The organism is Nocardioides sp. F233 (assembly GCF_057813895.1).
This window is the reverse complement of sequence record NZ_JBVASH010000003.1, coordinates 774,755-790,336: the sequence shown is the minus strand read 5'-3', so window position 1 is coordinate 790,336 and position 15,582 is coordinate 774,755. Positions and strand designations below refer to the sequence as shown.

17 protein-coding genes and 1 tRNA gene are annotated in these 15,582 nt (G+C 71.4%); 13 read left to right on the top strand and 5 right to left on the bottom strand.

Features of this window, described 5'->3' with window-relative positions; translation table 11 throughout:
* The first annotated feature begins 34 nt into the window (after positions 1 to 34).
* Together ACZYRU_RS15165 and ACZYRU_RS15160 are read left to right on the top strand one after the other, a co-directional pair.
* The gene (locus ACZYRU_RS15165; protein WP_488957923.1) at positions 35 to 592 is read left to right on the top strand and encodes a nucleosidase; all 558 of its coding nucleotides are present in this window, start codon (positions 35 to 37) and stop codon (positions 590 to 592) included.
* Positions 589 to 1,452, top strand: a complete 864-nt coding sequence (locus tag ACZYRU_RS15160; protein ID WP_488957922.1) for a patatin-like phospholipase family protein — start codon at positions 589 to 591, stop codon at positions 1,450 to 1,452. Before ACZYRU_RS15165 ends, ACZYRU_RS15160 begins: the two co-directional genes overlap by 4 nt.
* On the opposite strand, the gene ACZYRU_RS15155 is transcribed toward ACZYRU_RS15160, so the two are convergent.
* Entirely contained in the window at positions 1,449 to 2,042 is a 594-nt protein-coding gene (locus tag ACZYRU_RS15155) for a LysR family transcriptional regulator substrate-binding protein (RefSeq protein ID WP_488957921.1), read from the bottom strand. The genes ACZYRU_RS15160 and ACZYRU_RS15155 overlap by 4 nt on opposite strands.
* A 125-nt stretch (positions 2,043 to 2,167) precedes the next feature.
* Here ACZYRU_RS15155 and ACZYRU_RS15150 point away from each other — a divergent pair.
* The 7 genes from ACZYRU_RS15150 (at position 2,168) to ACZYRU_RS15120 (ending at position 8,895) form a co-directional block, all read left to right on the top strand.
* Positions 2,168 to 2,256, top strand: a tRNA-Leu gene (locus ACZYRU_RS15150).
* Positions 2,257 to 2,579: 323 nt separating this feature from the next.
* Positions 2,580 to 4,262 (top strand): ABC transporter substrate-binding protein, encoded by a 1,683-nt coding sequence (locus ACZYRU_RS15145; RefSeq protein ID WP_488957920.1) that lies wholly within the window; start codon positions 2,580 to 2,582, stop codon positions 4,260 to 4,262.
* Complete coding sequence (locus ACZYRU_RS15140) at positions 4,249 to 5,178, top strand: ABC transporter permease (protein ID WP_488957919.1); 930 nt, start codon at positions 4,249 to 4,251, stop codon at positions 5,176 to 5,178. The genes ACZYRU_RS15145 and ACZYRU_RS15140 overlap by 14 nt, the downstream gene beginning before the upstream one ends.
* On the top strand, positions 5,175 to 6,161 hold the full coding sequence (locus ACZYRU_RS15135; RefSeq protein WP_488957918.1) for an ABC transporter permease: 987 nt from the start codon (positions 5,175 to 5,177) through the stop codon (positions 6,159 to 6,161). The genes ACZYRU_RS15140 and ACZYRU_RS15135 overlap by 4 nt, the downstream gene beginning before the upstream one ends.
* The gene (locus tag ACZYRU_RS15130; protein ID WP_488957917.1) at positions 6,154 to 7,176 is read left to right on the top strand and encodes an ABC transporter ATP-binding protein; all 1,023 of its coding nucleotides are present in this window, start codon (positions 6,154 to 6,156) and stop codon (positions 7,174 to 7,176) included. The genes ACZYRU_RS15135 and ACZYRU_RS15130 overlap by 8 nt, the downstream gene beginning before the upstream one ends.
* Positions 7,173 to 7,967 (top strand): ATP-binding cassette domain-containing protein, encoded by a 795-nt coding sequence (locus tag ACZYRU_RS15125; protein WP_488957916.1) that lies wholly within the window; start codon positions 7,173 to 7,175, stop codon positions 7,965 to 7,967. The genes ACZYRU_RS15130 and ACZYRU_RS15125 overlap by 4 nt, the downstream gene beginning before the upstream one ends.
* Positions 7,968 to 8,043: 76 nt before the next feature.
* The gene (locus ACZYRU_RS15120) at positions 8,044 to 8,895 is read left to right on the top strand and encodes an alpha/beta fold hydrolase (RefSeq protein ID WP_488957915.1); all 852 of its coding nucleotides are present in this window, start codon (positions 8,044 to 8,046) and stop codon (positions 8,893 to 8,895) included.
* On the opposite strand, the gene ACZYRU_RS15115 is transcribed toward ACZYRU_RS15120, so the two are convergent.
* Positions 8,882 to 9,844, bottom strand: a complete 963-nt coding sequence (locus tag ACZYRU_RS15115) for a LysR family transcriptional regulator (RefSeq protein WP_488957914.1) — start codon at positions 9,842 to 9,844, stop codon at positions 8,882 to 8,884. The genes ACZYRU_RS15120 and ACZYRU_RS15115 overlap by 14 nt on opposite strands.
* A gap of 173 nt (positions 9,845 to 10,017) precedes the next feature.
* Here ACZYRU_RS15115 and ACZYRU_RS15110 point away from each other — a divergent pair, with 173 nt between their 5' ends.
* Both ACZYRU_RS15110 and ACZYRU_RS15105 read left to right on the top strand, forming a co-directional pair.
* On the top strand, positions 10,018 to 10,638 hold the full coding sequence (locus ACZYRU_RS15110) for a LysE family translocator (protein ID WP_488957913.1): 621 nt from the start codon (positions 10,018 to 10,020) through the stop codon (positions 10,636 to 10,638).
* Entirely contained in the window at positions 10,635 to 11,123 is a 489-nt protein-coding gene (locus ACZYRU_RS15105) for an aminoacyl-tRNA deacylase (RefSeq protein ID WP_488957912.1), read from the top strand. Before ACZYRU_RS15110 ends, ACZYRU_RS15105 begins: the two co-directional genes overlap by 4 nt.
* Positions 11,124 to 11,129: 6 nt before the next feature.
* Here the strand turns inward: ACZYRU_RS15105 and ACZYRU_RS15100 are convergent, their stop codons facing one another.
* Complete coding sequence (locus ACZYRU_RS15100; RefSeq protein WP_488957911.1) at positions 11,130 to 11,831, bottom strand: hypothetical protein; 702 nt, start codon at positions 11,829 to 11,831, stop codon at positions 11,130 to 11,132.
* A gap of 40 nt (positions 11,832 to 11,871) precedes the next feature.
* On the opposite strand from ACZYRU_RS15100, the gene ACZYRU_RS15095 reads away from it, so the two are divergent.
* A complete protein-coding gene (locus tag ACZYRU_RS15095; RefSeq protein ID WP_488957910.1) occupies positions 11,872 to 13,215 on the top strand; it encodes a M20/M25/M40 family metallo-hydrolase in 1,344 nt (447 codons plus the stop codon).
* A 72-nt stretch (positions 13,216 to 13,287) separates the two neighbouring features.
* Here the strand turns inward: ACZYRU_RS15095 and ACZYRU_RS15090 are convergent, their stop codons facing one another.
* Together ACZYRU_RS15090 and ACZYRU_RS15085 are read right to left on the bottom strand one after the other, a co-directional pair.
* Positions 13,288 to 13,521, bottom strand: coding sequence for a DUF5703 family protein (locus tag ACZYRU_RS15090; RefSeq protein ID WP_488957909.1), 234 nt, complete (start codon positions 13,519 to 13,521; stop codon positions 13,288 to 13,290).
* Entirely contained in the window at positions 13,518 to 14,471 is a 954-nt protein-coding gene (locus tag ACZYRU_RS15085) for an aldo/keto reductase (RefSeq protein WP_488957908.1), read from the bottom strand. Before ACZYRU_RS15085 ends, ACZYRU_RS15090 begins: the two co-directional genes overlap by 4 nt.
* Positions 14,472 to 14,567: 96 nt before the next feature.
* On the opposite strand from ACZYRU_RS15085, the gene ACZYRU_RS15080 reads away from it, so the two are divergent.
* Positions 14,568 to 15,395 carry an undecaprenyl-diphosphate phosphatase gene (locus tag ACZYRU_RS15080; RefSeq protein ID WP_488957907.1) on the top strand — a complete coding sequence of 276 codons (828 nt, stop codon included), beginning with the start codon at positions 14,568 to 14,570 and terminating at the stop codon, positions 15,393 to 15,395.
* Positions 15,396 to 15,582: the final 187 nt, after the last annotated feature.

Genomic DNA, 15,582 nt, shown 5'->3' with positions numbered 1-15,582 from the left:
CTGCCGGGTAGGGCGCCGGACTAGGGTGACCGCCGTGCCCCGCCCGCTCATCGTCGCCGCCACCCGTGCCGAGGTCGCCCACGTCCCCGCCGGACTCGAGGTGCTGATCACGGGAATCGGCAAGACCGCCGCGGCCACCGCCCTGGCCCGCCACCTGGCCGTCCGCAGCGATCTCGCGGACCTCGAGGTGGTCAACCTCGGGACCGCCGGCGGCTTGCACGACGGCCTGTTCGCGGAGTCGGGGCTGTACGAGATCGGCACCGTCCTCAACCACGACATCAACGCCGACGCGATCCGCGCGCTCGGCTACGACCCTCGTGAGCGGCTGGTCGTCGGACCGGGGGAGACGGTCCTCGCGACCGGCGACGTCTTCGTCACCGACCCGGTGGTCCGGGCCCGGCTGGCCGAGCGGGCGCAGCTGGTCGACATGGAGGGCTACGCCGTCGCGTACGTCGCCCAGGAGCTGGGTGTGCCGGTCCGGCTGGTCAAGCACGTCTCCGACAACGCCGACGAAGGCGCGCGGGAATGGGCCTCGCTGGTGGATCGGAGTGCCCGGATCCTCGGCGACTGGGCGGCGACGCACCTGTCATGACCACGCGAGCACTCGTCCTCGGCGGTGGTGGCGCCACCGGCAACGCCTGGCTGATCGGCGTCGTGGCCGGCCTGCTCGAGGCGGGCATCGACGTCACGACGGCCGACCTCGTCATCGGTACGTCGGCCGGCTCGACCGCCGCTGCCCAGGTGACCGGCGCATCCCCGGCGGAGCTGCTGACCGCGGTGCTGGAGACCCCGGTCCCCGAGCGGCCGGCACAGGCGGGAGCGCCGCGGCCGGTCTCCGACCAGATGGAGCGGACGGCACGCCTCATCGCGGCCGCTGCCGACCCGGCCGACATGCGCCGCCGCCTGGGCGCTGCGGCCCTCGAGCAGGCGCAGGCGTCGGGGGAGTCCTGGGCGGAGCGGTGGCGTGGCACCGTCGCGACCAGGTTGCCGCGCCGGGCCTGGCCGACGCAGCGGCTCCTGATCACCGCCGTCGATGCCGCCACGGGCGAGCCGGTCGCCTTCGACCGGGACAGTGGGGTCGACCTGGTCGACGCCGTGGCCGCGAGCTGCTCCAGCGGGCCGGCGTACCGGATCGGGGAGCGCTCCTACATCGACGGCGGCTACCGAGCGAACGCCGACAACGCGGACCTGGCCGCGGGACACGAACGCGTCCTGGTGCTGTCGCCGTTCGGCGGCAGGTCGCGCGCACCCGAGGCGTGGGGGCTGGACCTCGCGTCCCAGGTCGCCGGGCTGCGGGCGGGCGGCAGCCGGGTCGAGACCGTCGTCCCCGAGGACGAGAGGTTCCTCGGCGCCCGGGCGATGGACCTGTCCCTGCGGCCGGTCGCGGCCCGCGCGGGACGCGAGCAGGCGCGGGCGCTGGCCGACCGGATCGCCGCGGTCTGGTCGGGCTAGCGGCTGCTGCTGGCCCGGCGGCCGCGGACGACCCCGACGAAGTCCTGGTGGACCGGGCTGTCGGCGTCACGGAGCCAGACGAGTGCGACGGTCGTCGGGTCGAGCTCGACCGGACGCTGCACGACGTCCTTGCGGTGGTGGAGTCGGGCGACGGACATCGGGACGATCACGATCCCGCTGCCGGAGGCCGCGACCTCGATCGCGTCCTTGACGCTCATCTCCGGGAACGGCAGCTGCTCGACCGTCGGCGTCCAGCCGGACGGGTGCGGCAGCACGAGCTGCTCCTCGGCGAGATCGGCCAGCGGGATCGGCGTCTCGGGGTCCGACGCCGCAACGAAGTGCTCGCGTCCGGCCACGACGACCGGCACCTCGTCGTACAGCCGCACGCAGTGCAGCGGCGCGGGCCGGTCGAGGTCGACCGGCAGCCGGACCAGCGCCAGGTCGGCCTCACCGGCGTCGAGGACGGCGCGCTGCTGCTCCTCCTCGACGGGGAGGAGGTGGAGCCGGATCCGCGGGTTGCGCTCCCGCCAGGCCCGCGCCCACTTGTCGGGGGTCACTCCGGGAACGAAGGCGATGCGCAGGTCCTGCATGCACCCACGATCCCAGAGCGACCCGTCCGCGGTCGCCCGGCACGCTCAGGAAGGCGTCTTTCGGACAAACAGGGGGTGCCGATGCGGTGTCTGGGCCCGGGCTTTGCTACGGTTTCACCGCACTCGTCCGGGTGGCGGAATTGGCAGACGCGCTAGCTTGAGGTGCTAGTGCCCGTATTAGGGCGTGGGGGTTCAAGTCCCCCCTCGGACACCATGCAGAACGGCGGCCCCAGGGCCGCCGTTCTGCATTTCACCGTCGAGGCCGAGAGACGGTGTACCCCGCCCCACGGAATCCGACTTGTAGCGCAGATGCACGTCGACGTCTTTCGGGCCGACGGCTTCGGTCGCTATGCTCGCCCCGGCGCGCGCAGAGCCCTCTGATCTTTCAGATTTTCTGAAAGGTTCCCTGCAGAACTCCTCGATGGACGCGCCCTCCGGGCCGCCAACAGACTCCCTTCCTGAGATCCAAGCTGCGGACCCGATCGGATCGGGACCGCCTCACAGGAAGTGCGATCCATGACGAAACGATCCCGGAGAGTGGTGCCCGTCGGGCTCGCCCTCGTCCTGGCCCTCGCAGTGGCCGGCTGCAACGCCAACTCGTCGTCGGACGGCCCGACCAAGGAGAAGAACGCCACGGCGATGGAGTCCGTGCCCCAGGGCGGGACGCTGCACTACCTCTCGCGCAGGGCGACCGAGACGTTCGAGACCGCCAACGCGCAGATGGTGCCGACCAGCCGGCTGCGGTGGGTGCACCGCGGGCTGACGTCGTGGCAGACGTTCCCCGACAAGGACACGATCCTGGTCCCCGACCTCGCCACCGACACCGGTACGACCGACGACGGCGGCAAGACCTGGACGTTCACGCTCCAGGAGGGCCTGAAGTTCTCCGACGGCAGCCCGATCACCGCGCAGGACGTCAAGTACGGCATCGAGCGGTCCTTCGCACCGATGTTCCAGGGTGGCCTGGGCTACCACAAGACCCTGCTCGAGGGTGCCGCCGACTACGACGGCCCGTACGACGGCGAGGAGCTCGACTCCATCGAGGTCATCGACGACCACAAGATCGTCTTCCACCTGACCCGTCCGTTCGGCAACTGGCCGTGGATCGTGAGCATGCCGGCGTTCGCGCCCGTGCCCAAGGCGGCCGACACCGAGCCGGAGACCTACGGCGAGAAGCCGGTCGCGAGCGGCCCGTACATGGTGACGAGCTTCAGCAAGGGCACCCAGGCCGTGCTGGAGCGCAACCCGAACTGGAAGGCCGAGACCGACCAGGCGCGCCTGGCCGGCCCGGACAAGATCGTCCTCGACATGGGCCTGAACAACGACACCATCGTGCAGCGCCTCATCGATGACAAGGGCGATGACAAGTTCGCGATCAGCAACGCGCTCATCTCGCCATCGCAGTTCCAGCGCATCGAGTCCGACGCGTCGATCTCGGACCGGATGGCCAACGGCCCCTCGGGCTACTTCCGCTACCTCGCGATGAACGTGAAGCGGCCCGGCCTCTCCGACGTGCGGGTGCGCCAGGCGATCAACTACGCGATCAACAAGTCCGAGATCCAGAGCGTGTACGGCGGCCCGAAATTCGGGGGCACGATCACCTCGTCGATCATGACCGAGGGCATCCCCGGCGCAACCGACTACAACCTCTACGACGGCGGCGACACCGGTGACGTCGACAAGGCCAAGGAGCTGCTCGCCGACGCCGGCGTGAAGGACCTCAAACTCACGCTCACCTACCCGACCGACGTCAGCGCGATCGAGGAGAAGGAAGCCCAGAGCATCAAGAACTCGCTGGCGCGGGTCGGCATCGAGGTCGAGCTCAAGGGCCTCGACGGCGACACCTGGTACGAGCTCATCTCGTCCTCCGACGGCGACTTCGACATGACGACGAACGGCTGGGGAGCCGACTTCCCGAGTGGCATGAGCACCATCCAGCCGCTGTTCGCGTCGAGCGAGATCGGCGACGGCGGCGGGAACGCGTCGCAGTACTCCAACCCCGCCGTGGACGCGGCCATCGACGCGGCCATCTCGGAGCCGGACCTCGTCAAGGCGGGGGAGATGTGGGCCGCGATCGACAAGCAGATCATGGCGGACGCCCCGATCGTCCCGTTCCTCGTCCAGCGGACCCAGGCGTTGGCCGGATCGAACGTCCTGAACTACTTCATGCCCGCCTACCCGCCGTTCGCGAACGAGCTGGTCGTCGGTGTCGATCACTGAGATCGAGCAGGCGGAGGGCCGGCGTACGTCGGTCCTCCGCCGCTTCCTCCGCAAGAAGTCGGGCGTCGCCGGACTGGTGATGCTCGTGGTGCCGCTGGTCGCGGGCCTCTGCGCCCCGCTGTTGGTCCGGCTCGAAGGCCAGGACCCGCACACCTTCCACACCGACCTGCTGGCCCCGGACGGCGGTCGTCCGCTGGGTCCGTTCGGGGGCGTGAGCGCGGACCACTGGCTGGGCGTCGTCCCGGTCACCGGCGTCGACCTGTTCGCGCAGATCGTCTACGGCATCCGCTCCTCGCTGTTCATCGCGTTCGGCGCGAGCATCCTGGCGATCGTCTTCGCGGCGATCCTGGGCACGGCGATGGGGTACTTCGGCGGCTGGCTCAACGCCGTCGCCGGGCGGCTCATCGACTTCATGTTCGGCTTCCCGGGCCTGATGTTCGTGATCGCGATCATGGCGATCGCGCCGCCGGAGGTGCCGCGCTGGATGGTGCTGGTGCTGGTGCTCGCGTTCTTCGGCTGGACCGTCCCGGCCCGGATCATCGGCGCACAGGCGAGTGCGATCAACGCCCGCCCGTTCGTCGAAGCGGCGCGCGCGACCGGCGCTCCGCCGTGGCAGATCATCCGTTGCGAGATGCTGCCGCACCTGTTCGGCCTGGTCGTCCTACTGTTCGCGATGTCGCTGCCGGCCAACGTCAGCGTCGTCGCAGGCCTGTCGTTCCTGGGCGTCGGCCTGCGCGGCGACATCCCGGACCTCGGCAAGCTGCTCTCGGACTCCCTGCCGTGGATCTACAGCGGCGCGGACGTCTGGTACATGCTCTTTCCCGGCGCCGTGGTGTTCCTGATCGTCTTCGGCGCCACGCTCGCCGGTGACGCGCTCCGCGACGTCCTCGACGTACGCACGGAGGATGCCTCGTGATCTCCTACATCGCCCGACGCATGGTCACTGCGGTGTTCATGCTCCTCGCGATCGCCTTCGTGACGATCGCCCTGTTCTTCGGGGCCTCCAAGGACCCGGCGCGCGCCATGTGCGGCAAGCCGTGCCCGGCCGAGACCAAGGCCAAGGTCAGCGCGTACATGCAGACCGACCAGAGCGTCATGTGGCAGTACGGCCAGTTCGTCAAGGGAATCGTCGCCGGACGGACCTACGGCGAGGGCTCGCAACAGGTCGAGTGCGCGGCGCCCTGTTTCGGGTACTCGTTCCCCAACCGCAGCGACGTCACCTCGCTCATCGGTGAGCGCCTGCCGGTCACGCTCTCGCTCGCGCTGGGCGCGGGCGTGCTCTGCCTCGTCGTCGGGATCGGACTCGGAGCACTGTCGGCGATCCGCAGGGGCGGGCTCGTCGACCGGTTCTCCACGGGCTTCGCGATGTTCGGCCTGTCGGTGCCGACGTTCCTGGTCGGGTTGCTGGTGGTCCAGGTCTTCGGGTTCATGCTCAACGTGCTGCCGTTCTCCGGGTTCGTACCGTTCTCGGAGTCGCCGGCGGACTGGGCCTGGCACCTGATCGGACCGTGGATGGTGCTCTCGTTCATCCTCGCTGCGAGCTACATCCGGATCACCCGTACCCAGCTGCTCAACGAGCTGTCCGGCGAGCACCTGGTCGCGATGACGGCGCGCGGCGCCTCGCCGCGGCAGGTCAACCGGCATGCCGTGCGCGGCGTGATGGTGCCCGTCACCGCGATGTTCGCGCTCGACGTCACCGCGTTGCTGGGCGGCTCGGTGATCGCGGAGAAGGTGTTCAGCCTGCACGGACTCGGCGACCTGCTGCTCTCGGGCGTCAACGAGTCGGACCTGAGCATCGTCGTCGGGGTGACGCTCTTCTCGGCGTTCCTCATCATCGTCGGCAACCTCGTCGTCGACCTCCTCCTGCCGCTTCTCGACCCGAGGATCCGCCGTGCCTGAGCCTGTCCTGCAGATCGAGGACCTGACCATCTCGTTCACCTCCGGCGGGAGGACGTTCGACGTCGTCCGCGACCTCGCCGTCACGCTGCACGGCGGCCGTACGCTCGCGGTCGTCGGCGAGTCCGGCTCGGGCAAGACGATCACCGGCCGGGCCATCATGCGGCTGCTGCCGCGCGGCGCGAGCGCCCGGGGCCGGGTCCTCGTCGCGGGCCAGGACATGTTGGCCGCCGACGATCGAGCGCTGCGCCGGGCGCGGGGGGCCGACGTGGCGATGGTGTTCCAGGACTCGATGTCGGCACTCAGCCCGTACCTCGACATCGGCACGCACATCGCGCAGGCCGTGCGCCTGCACGACCTGTCGGTGTCTCGGCGGGCGGCCCGTGCCCGCGCGGTGGAGATGCTCGAGCGGGTCGGCATCCCCGAGCCTGCGGACGCGGTGCGCCGCTACCCGCATGAGTTCTCGGGCGGCATGCGGCAGCGGGCCGTGATCGCGATGGCGCTGGTGAACCGGCCGGCGCTGCTCATCGCCGACGAGCCGACCACGGCCCTCGACGTCACCGTGCAGGCGCAGATCCTGACCCTGCTGCGCGAGCTGCAGCAGGAGAGCGGCATGGCGATGCTGCTGATCAGCCATGACTTCGGAGTGGTGGCGAGCGCGGCCGACGACGTCCTCGTGCTCTACGCCGGCCGCGAGGCCGAGTACGGCAGCCTGCGCGACATCTTCGAGGTGCCGGCGCACCCCTACACGGCGGGTCTGCGGGCGGCGACGCCGCGGCTCGACGCCCGGCTCGAGACCGCGGGAGAACGAACCCGGCTGCGCTCCATCCCGGGCGCTCCGACGTCCCTGCGCGACGCCGGTCCTGGCTGCGCGTTCGCGCCACGCTGCGGGCTGGCCGACCGGGTCGGGGAGCGGTGCGTCGTCGAGCTGCCGCAGCCGACGCCCCGGGCGGGCGGCGCCCATCGCGCCGCCTGCCACCTGGAGCAGCTGCCGTCCCTCGAGGAGGTCGCTCGATGAATGCTGGTGCTCCGATCCTGGAGATGACCGGAGTCAGCAAGCGGTTCCGCACGCCTGGCGGCTTCGGTCGCCGCGGCCGCGGCTTCCTCGCGGTCGACGGTGTCTCGCTGCACGTCGGCCGCGGCGAGGCCCTGGGACTGGTCGGTGAGTCCGGGTCGGGCAAGTCGACGCTGGCCCGGATGGCCAACGGCCTGGTCGTGCCGACGTCGGGGACGGTCCGGACCGACGGGCACGACATCGCCGCGCTGGGTCGGCGCGGTCTGCGCCAGCTGCGGCGCAACGTGGCGATGGTCTTCCAGGACCCGCTCGCCTCACTGAACCCACGCCAGACCGTGCGCCAGACACTGGAGAACGTCTACCGCGCCCACGGCGAGACGACGTCGACGGGCGAGCTGGTGGCACTGCTGGAGTCGGTGGGCCTCGGCCCCGACTACCTGGGGCGCTACCCGCACGAGGCCTCCGGGGGCCAGTTGCAGCGGGTCGCGGTGGCGCGGGCGTTGGCCCTCAAGCCGGACCTGATCATCGCCGACGAGCCGACGTCCGCCCTCGACGTCAGCGTGCGCGCGCAGATCCTCAACCTCCTCGCCGACCTGCAGCGGGACCAGGGGATCTCGTTCCTCCACGTCAGTCACGACCTTGCGGTGATCCGGCTCTACAGCGACCGCGTCGCTGTCATGCAGCTCGGCCGGATCGTCGAGACCGGGCCGTCGGAGGAGATCTTCCGCGCGCCGCAGCACCCCTGCACGCAGGCACTCGTCGCGGCGACCCCGGAGGCCGAGCTGCCGACCTGACGTTCGCCCGAGCAGTGCACGACGCCGACGTGCCGTGCCACGATCAGCACATGACGCACCGATAGAGAGAAGACCTGTGGGAACCGACCTGTTCGTCCGGACGTACGGGCGGGACGCAGCCGATGCGCCCGCCATCTTGATCCTGCACGGCGCCGTGGAGTCCGGCGAGTGCTACGGCGACGCCGTCGACCGCTGGGGCGGCGAGTTCCACATCGTGGCCCCGGACGCCCGCGGCCACGGGAAGTCGCCGGGCCGCCGGGCCGACCACGCAGGCGTCCCGTCGACCGATGTGATGGTGCAGGACGCGATCGACATCCTCACCGACCTGCTCGAGGCTACCGGGCGGAGGACGCTCGTCGTCGGCCACTCGATGGGTGCCCGGATCGCGGCGTTCGTCGCCGCGGACGCGCCGCACCTGGTGGCGGGCGTCGTCCTCGAGGACCCGCCGTGGTGGGTGCCGGAGGCGGGCCCCAACCCGTGGCTGAGCGTTCCGGCGGACCAGCGCGAGCGCGACCCGTTCGACGAGGTCGACACCGCGACCCTGCAGGAGCTCGTCGACCTCCAGCGCGAGCTCAAGCCGCACTGGCCCGAGCAGGAGCTGCTCCCGCTGGCCGAGGCGATGAAGGCGGTCGACACCGACTACATGGATCAGCGGCTCCACGAGAAGCGGCGGATCTGGACGCCGACCGCGCGCCAGATCACGGTCGGTCCCGCGGGTGTCCCGGCGCTGCTGGTCACCGGTACCGGCGACGTCATCGTCGACAAGCACTCGCGCGAGCGGCTCACGGCCGTCGCACCGGGCTTCGACGTCGTCGTCATCGAGGGTGCGGGGCACTGCGTCCGCCGCGACGTGCCGGAGGAGTACCACCGCCACGTCGACGCCTTCCTCCGCGAGAGCGCCCCGTCGGTGGCCGTCACTCGACGCTGAAGGTGTCCGACCTCGCGAGCGGTCCGTAGATCTCCGCGTCCGGCGCGGCGAGTGCCGCCCGCATCGCCTCCAGCCCCGCCCGGACCACCGGATGCCCCTGATTGTCGCGCCGGGTCGTCATGATCACCTTGCGCAGCGGGGCGATGCCGCGCGTCGGCAGCACGGTCACCAGGTCGGCGTCGCGGGCCGAGAGCGCGGACTCGGGGGCCAGGCAGATGCCGGCCTCGGCGGCGACGAGCGCGACTGCTGCCCGGTAGTCGTCGGAGACATGGACGATCGGCGGGTGGAAGCCGACCTCGGCACACGCCTGCAGCACCATCGTGCGGCAGGGGTTTCCGGGCGACGGCATGATCCAGCCCTCCCCGGCGAGCTGAGTGAGCTCGACACCCTCCTCGCCGCTCAGCGGGTGAGCGTGGGGGAGGACTGCCTTGAACCGCTCGATGTAGAGCGGGAACTTCGCGATGTCGGGAGAGTCGCGCTCGGGGTCGGACTCGTACTCCAGGCTCACCGTGACGTCGATGTCACCGCGCATGAGCATCCGGTGGCTCATGTGCGCCTCGGCGTCGACGACCTTGACGTCGACCCCGGGTGCCTGGCGACGCAGCTCGACGATGGCCGGTGCGACCACCCACCCGATCGCCGTCGGGAAGGCGCCGATCCGGAGCTGGCCCAGCACGCCTCCGGCGTGCGCGGCCAGGTCGGCCTCGGCCATCTTGAGCCGAGAGCTGATCTCCTCGGCGTGCTCGGCGAGGATCCGCCCGGCCGGCGTCAGCGCGAGCTTGCGCCCGGTTCGCACGACGAGGGCGTGCCCGACCTCGCGCTCGAGCGCGCTGAGCTGCTGGGAGACCGCGGACGGCGTCAGGTGCAGCGCCGCCGCGGTCGCCGTGACCGAGTCGGAGTGCACGAAGGCGCGCAGCACCATGAGGCGGCGGGGGTCGATCGTGGGCACGCGTGCTCCGTCGCGTCTGCGGGCGTCCGAGACGGCGGGGGATCCGTCGGACGGGACCGGGGAGTCTCGATGCTAGTGGTCGCGGCCCACGGGCCTCGAGAGGATGCGGCTCCGAGTGACCACCGATCGCGGGTCCCGGACGCCGCAATGCCCTGCGGGCCTAGCATCGCTGCGTGAGCGCGTACCTGTCCTTCGTGGTGTTCGCGGCCCTGCTGGCCACCGCACCCGGCCCCGACACCTTCCTGATGCTGCGGGCGACCGTCGTGGGCGGGCGCGCCCGCGGCATCGCCACCGCGTCGGGCATCACCGCCGCGGGAGCGCTGCAGGGCGTCCTCGCCGCGACCGGGCTCGGCGCCGTGCTGGCCCACGCGGAGCCGGTGTTCCTGGCGGTCCGTTGGGCAGGTGTCGCCTATCTCGTCTGGCTCGGCGTGAACGCCCTGCGCGACGCGCTGCGCCGCGACGGCAGCGTGTGGTCGGTGGGCGAGGGGCCGGGTGTGGTCCGGGCGCGTACGGCGTTCCGGCAGGGCTTCGTCTGCAACATCACCAACCCCAAGGTGCTGGCGTTCAACCTCGCAGTGCTGCCGCAGTTCGTCGGCGCCGACCAGGGCGTCCCGGCGCTGCTGGCCTACGCGCTGACGCTGGTCGTGATCGGCGCGATCGTGCTGCTGACGGTCGTCTGGATCGCGGGCAAGGCCGCCACCGCGCTCACGCGGCCGTCGTTCCGGCGCAGCTTGGACGGCGCCACCGGTGTCGTGATGCTCGGGTTCGCGACCGCGCTGGCGGTCGAGGCATGAGCGACGCCACCACCGACGAGACCGACCGGTCCGCCCGTGCGATAGCGGCCGCCGAGGCGCTCGGCCTCGGCTTCGAGGTGACCCGGCACGGCCCGGTGAGCTCGCTGGAGGAGGCGGCCGCGGTCCGTGGGATCGAGCCGCGCCAGATCGTGAAGACCATGGTCGTGCGGGTGGCTGAGGGCGACCACCGCTTCGTCCTGGTGCCGGGCGACCGCGAGATCTCGTGGCCGCTGCTGCGTGCGCTGCTCGGCGTCAACCGGCTCTCGATGCCGTCGGCCGACGCCGCCCGCGAGGTGACCGGCTACGTCCGCGGCACGATCACGCCGCTCGGTGCGCTCACCGCGCTGCCCGTGATCGCGGACAGCCGGGTGAGCGGCACAGTGTCGATCGGCGGGGGCGGGTACGGCGTCGCGCTCACCGTCGACGGCGACGCGCTCGTCGCCGCGCTCGGCGCCACCGTCGCGGACGTGACGACACAGGGTTGACCGGCCTCAGGTGGCCGGGTGGACCTCCACCTGGGTGCCGTCGAGCCCGTACTCGACGTACGCGGTCTGGTTGAACTCGTTGCTGGCGTACGCCGAGATCCAGGCCGGCGTCTCGTCCTCGAGGTCGGGCTTCTCGATGACCAGGTAGCAGTTGGTCGGGTCCTCGACGAGCTTCCTGACCTCGGGGCACAGCCCGTCGAGGACGGTGCTGTCGACGTCCGCCAGGTCGAACGACTCCTCGTCGCCCGTGGTCTTGGAGGGCTCGTTGAGGTCCCCGTCCCAGTAATAGTCCAGCTGGCGCTCGTCGGCCGGGTTGTCCGGCTTGTATGGCGCGGACACGCTCGCGTACTCGGGATAGATCACCGCGCGGCGCACGAGCGTCGAGCCGCGCTCCTCCTTCAACGCGGCGACCAGCGCGTCGAAGCCCTTGTCGGTCTGCGGCTCGTCGGCGCCCGGCGGATCACCGCCGCCGGAGAGGGCGAAGATCAGCGCCGTGGCGCCCGCGACCGCCACCACGCCGCCGACGACCAGCTTCACCGGCGTACCGCCGGAGCCGGTACGACGGACGGTCCGCTCCTCGAGGCTGCGGACCGGCTTCGGCTGCTTCGGCGGCGTGTACGGCTTGTGCGTGGGCGGCGGCTGCGCCGGCGCCCCGTCGGGTTCCGGGGTGTCGTCGGGGCGGTACTGCTTCCACTTGCGAGGGGCCACGGCAGAACGCTAGTGGTGAGAGCCGTGCAACGATGACCGCATGGCCGAATCGACGACCCCCACGCCGGTGCCCGACCACGACGTCGCTGCCGAGGTGGTCGACCTGTGTCGCGACCTGATCCGGATCGACACCTCCAACTACGGCGGCGGCGAGAGCACCGGTGAGCGGAAGGCCGCCGAGCACGTCGCGGCGCTGCTCGACGAGGTCGGGATCGCCGCCGAGGTGATCGAGACCAGGCCGGGCCGCGCGAACGTCGTGGCCCGCTGGGGCGGCTCGGGCTCGCAGGCCACGGCCGAGCGGGGTGCGCTGCTGCTGCACGGCCACCTGGACGTCGTACCTGCTGCGGCGGAGGACTGGACCGTCCACCCGTTCAGCGGTGAGGTGCAGGACGGCTACGTCTGGGGTCGGGGCGCGGTCGACATGAAGGACTTCGACGCGATGCTCCTCTCGGTGGTCCGGGCCCGGCAGCGCGCCGGACGCGCGCCCGAGCGCGAGGTCGTGCTCTGCTTCACGGCCGACGAGGAGGCCGGTGGCCACGAGGGCGCCCAGCTGCTCGTCGAGAACCACGCGGAGTGGTTCGAGGGGTGCACCGAGGCGGTCGGCGAGGTCGGCGGGTTCAGCACGACGGTCCGCGGCCGCCGCCTCTACCTGATCGAGGCCGCCGAGAAGGGCATGGCCTGGATGCGCCTCAGCGCCCGCGGCCGTGCCGGCCACGGCTCGATGATGAACGACGACAACGCCGTCACGCGGCTGGCCTCCGCGGTCGCCCGGATCGGCGCCCACGACTGGCCGGTCCGGCTCACGCCCACCATGCAGACCCTGCTCGCCACCGTCGGTGAGCTGGCCGGCGTCGAGGCCACCCCCGAGAACGCGCCCGCGCTCGTCGAGGAGTTCGGCGGTGCCGCGCGGATGCTCGGCGCCGTGCTGCGCAACTCGACCAACCCGACCATGCTCGAGGCCGGCTACAAGGTCAACGTCATCCCGACCGACGCGGCCGCCCACGTGGACGGCCGCTTCCTGCCGGGCTTCGAGGACGAGTTCTTCGCGACCCTGGCCGAGCTGACCGGCGAGGGGGTCGACATCGACTTCGTCTCGCGGCAGGCGCCCTGGGAGACGCCGTACGACGGCGCCCTGGTCGACGCGATGACCCGCAGCCTGCTGACGGAGGACCCCGACGCCCTGGTGGCGCCGTACCTGATGAGCGGCGGCACCGACGCCAAGCACTTCAGCAAGCTCGGCATGCGCTCCTTCGGCTTCGCACCGCTGCGGCTGCCCGACGACCTCGACTTCACCGCGCTGTTCCACGGCGTCGACGAGCGGGTCCCGGTGGACGCCCTGGAGTTCGGCGCCCGGGTGATGGACCGGTTCCTGGATCTGGCCTGACCAGCTCGCGTTCGGGCAGAGACTGCAGGTCCGCGGCCCGAGATGTTGCGGTTGGGGACCAAACCGCAGCCTTCAGGCCGTGCGGACGGCCCGGATGATCTTGCGCCGCAGCACGACACGGCGTCGGCCGTCCGGGCCGATCTGCACGCGATCGAGCTCCCAGCCGCCGTGCTCGGCGCGCTCCACGAGCAGCTTGGCGACCATGTTGCGGGAGAGCTCCCGGCCGAAGGAGATCCGCTCGAACTCCCACTCGACGCCGCGGCCCAGGCCACGCATCACGCCGGGACGGATCAGGGAGACGTTCATGCAGCACCTCCGGAGACGTCGTCGAGAGCAGCCCGGATCTCGGGCGGCAGCGTCTTCGCCTCCGAGCCGAGGGCTCCGGCGAGCTGGGCGGCGGTCCGCGCGCCGACGACCGGCGCGGTGACGCCGGGGGAGTCGCGCACCCAGACCAGGGCGACCTCGAGCGGGGTCCAGCCGAGGCCGTCGGCCGCGCGGGCGACCGCCTCGACGATGCCGCGGCTGTGGTCGTCGAGGTAGGCGTCGACGAAGCCCGCGAACACCGGCGATGCAGCGCGGGAGTCGGACGGTGTCCCGGTGCGGTACTTGCCGGTCAGCACCCCGCGGCCCAGCGGCGACCACGGGAACAGGCCCAGACCGAGCGCCTCGACCGCTGGCAGCACCTCCCGCTCGACGCGCCGGTTGACCAGCGAGTACTCCATCTGGGTCGACGCGATCCGCGCCCGCCCCGCGACGGCCTCCTGCAGGGTCACCGCCCGGGCGGTCTGCCAGCCGTTGAAGTTCGAGATGCCGACGTACGTCGCCCGCCCGCTCGAGACCGCGAGGTCGAGCGCACCCAGGGTCTCCTCCAGCGGGACCTCGTCGCTCCAGATGTGGACCTGCCACAGGTCCACGTGGTCGGTGCCGAGCCGCTTCAGGGAGGTGTCGAGGCCGCGCAGCATGGCGCCGCGCGAGGTGTCGGTGACCCGCTCCTTGCCCCGGCGCCAGATGCCGGCCTTCGTGGCCAGCACGACCTCGTCGCGGCGTACGACGTCGCCGAGCAGCGACCCGAGCAGGGCCTCCGAGCGGCCGTCGGTGTAGCCCGCGGCGGTGTCGATCGTCGTACCGCCGGCCTCGACGAACGCGGTCAGCTGGTCGCGTGCCTCGTGCTCGTCGGTGTCCTTGCCCCACGTCATCGTGCCGAGAGCGAGGCGCGACACCTGGAGGCCGCTGGCGCCGACGTACCGCTGCTGCATGGGGAGAAACTAGTCTGCGCCACCCACGGCCCGGACTCCGGCTCGCCGTTGACCGTTCAGGTTGCCTTCATGGAGCAACCTCTAGGGTGTCCCGCGATGAACTACTTCGACTCCGTCGTGCTGGGCATCGTCGAGGGACTCACCGAGTTCCTCCCGGTGTCGAGCACGGGCCACCTGACCATCGCCGAGAAGCTCCTCGGCCTCCCCATCGACGACGACGGCGTCACCGCCTACACCGCGGTGATCCAGATGGGCGCGATCGCGGCGGTGCTCGTCTACTTCGCCCGCGACATCCGCGACATCGCGGTCGGCTGGTTCAAGGGCCTGGTGCGACCGGAGTACCGCGGCACGGTGGACCACCGGATGGGCTGGTACGTCATCGTCGGCTCGATCCCGATCGGGCTGGTCGGCTTCCTCGGCAAGGACGTGATCTCCGGGCCGCTCCGCTCGCTGTGGTGGGTGGCCGGCGCGCTGATCGCGTGGAGCGTCGTGATGGTGCTCGCCGAGCGGTTCGGCAAGCAGGAGCGTGACCTCAAGCGGCTCACGCTGCGCGACGCGATCGTGATCGGTTGCGCGCAGTGCATCGCGCTCGTGCCGGGCGTCTCCCGCTCCGGCGCGACCATCTCGGTCGGCCTGCTGGCCGGCCTCGACCGGGTCGCCGCCACGCGGCTCAGCTTCTTCCTGTCGATCCCGGCGCTGACCGCCGCCGGGCTCTACGAGCTCAAGGACGCCGTCAACAGCCACATCGGCATCGGCCCGACGGTCGTCGGCACGCTGGTGAGCTTCGTGGTCGCGTACGCCGCCGTCGCGTGGCTGCTCAAGTTCGTCGCCGGCCACTCCATCGTCGCGTTCGTGCCCTACCGGCTCATCCTGGGCGGCGCGCTGCTGGTGCTGCTGGGCACCGGCGTCATGTCGGCGACCTGACCTCCGAGTTCGTCGAGTAGCCCGGCTCCGAGTTCGTCGAGTAGCCGCGAGCGCCAGCGAGCGGCGTATCGAGACGCCTCGTCTTGGTCTCGATACGGCGGTCGCGGATGTTCGCAGGCCCACATCCGCGCGCCTACTCGACCTGCCCGTCTGGTCCGGGTGCCTGCTCGCGCCTCGCAGGCACCCG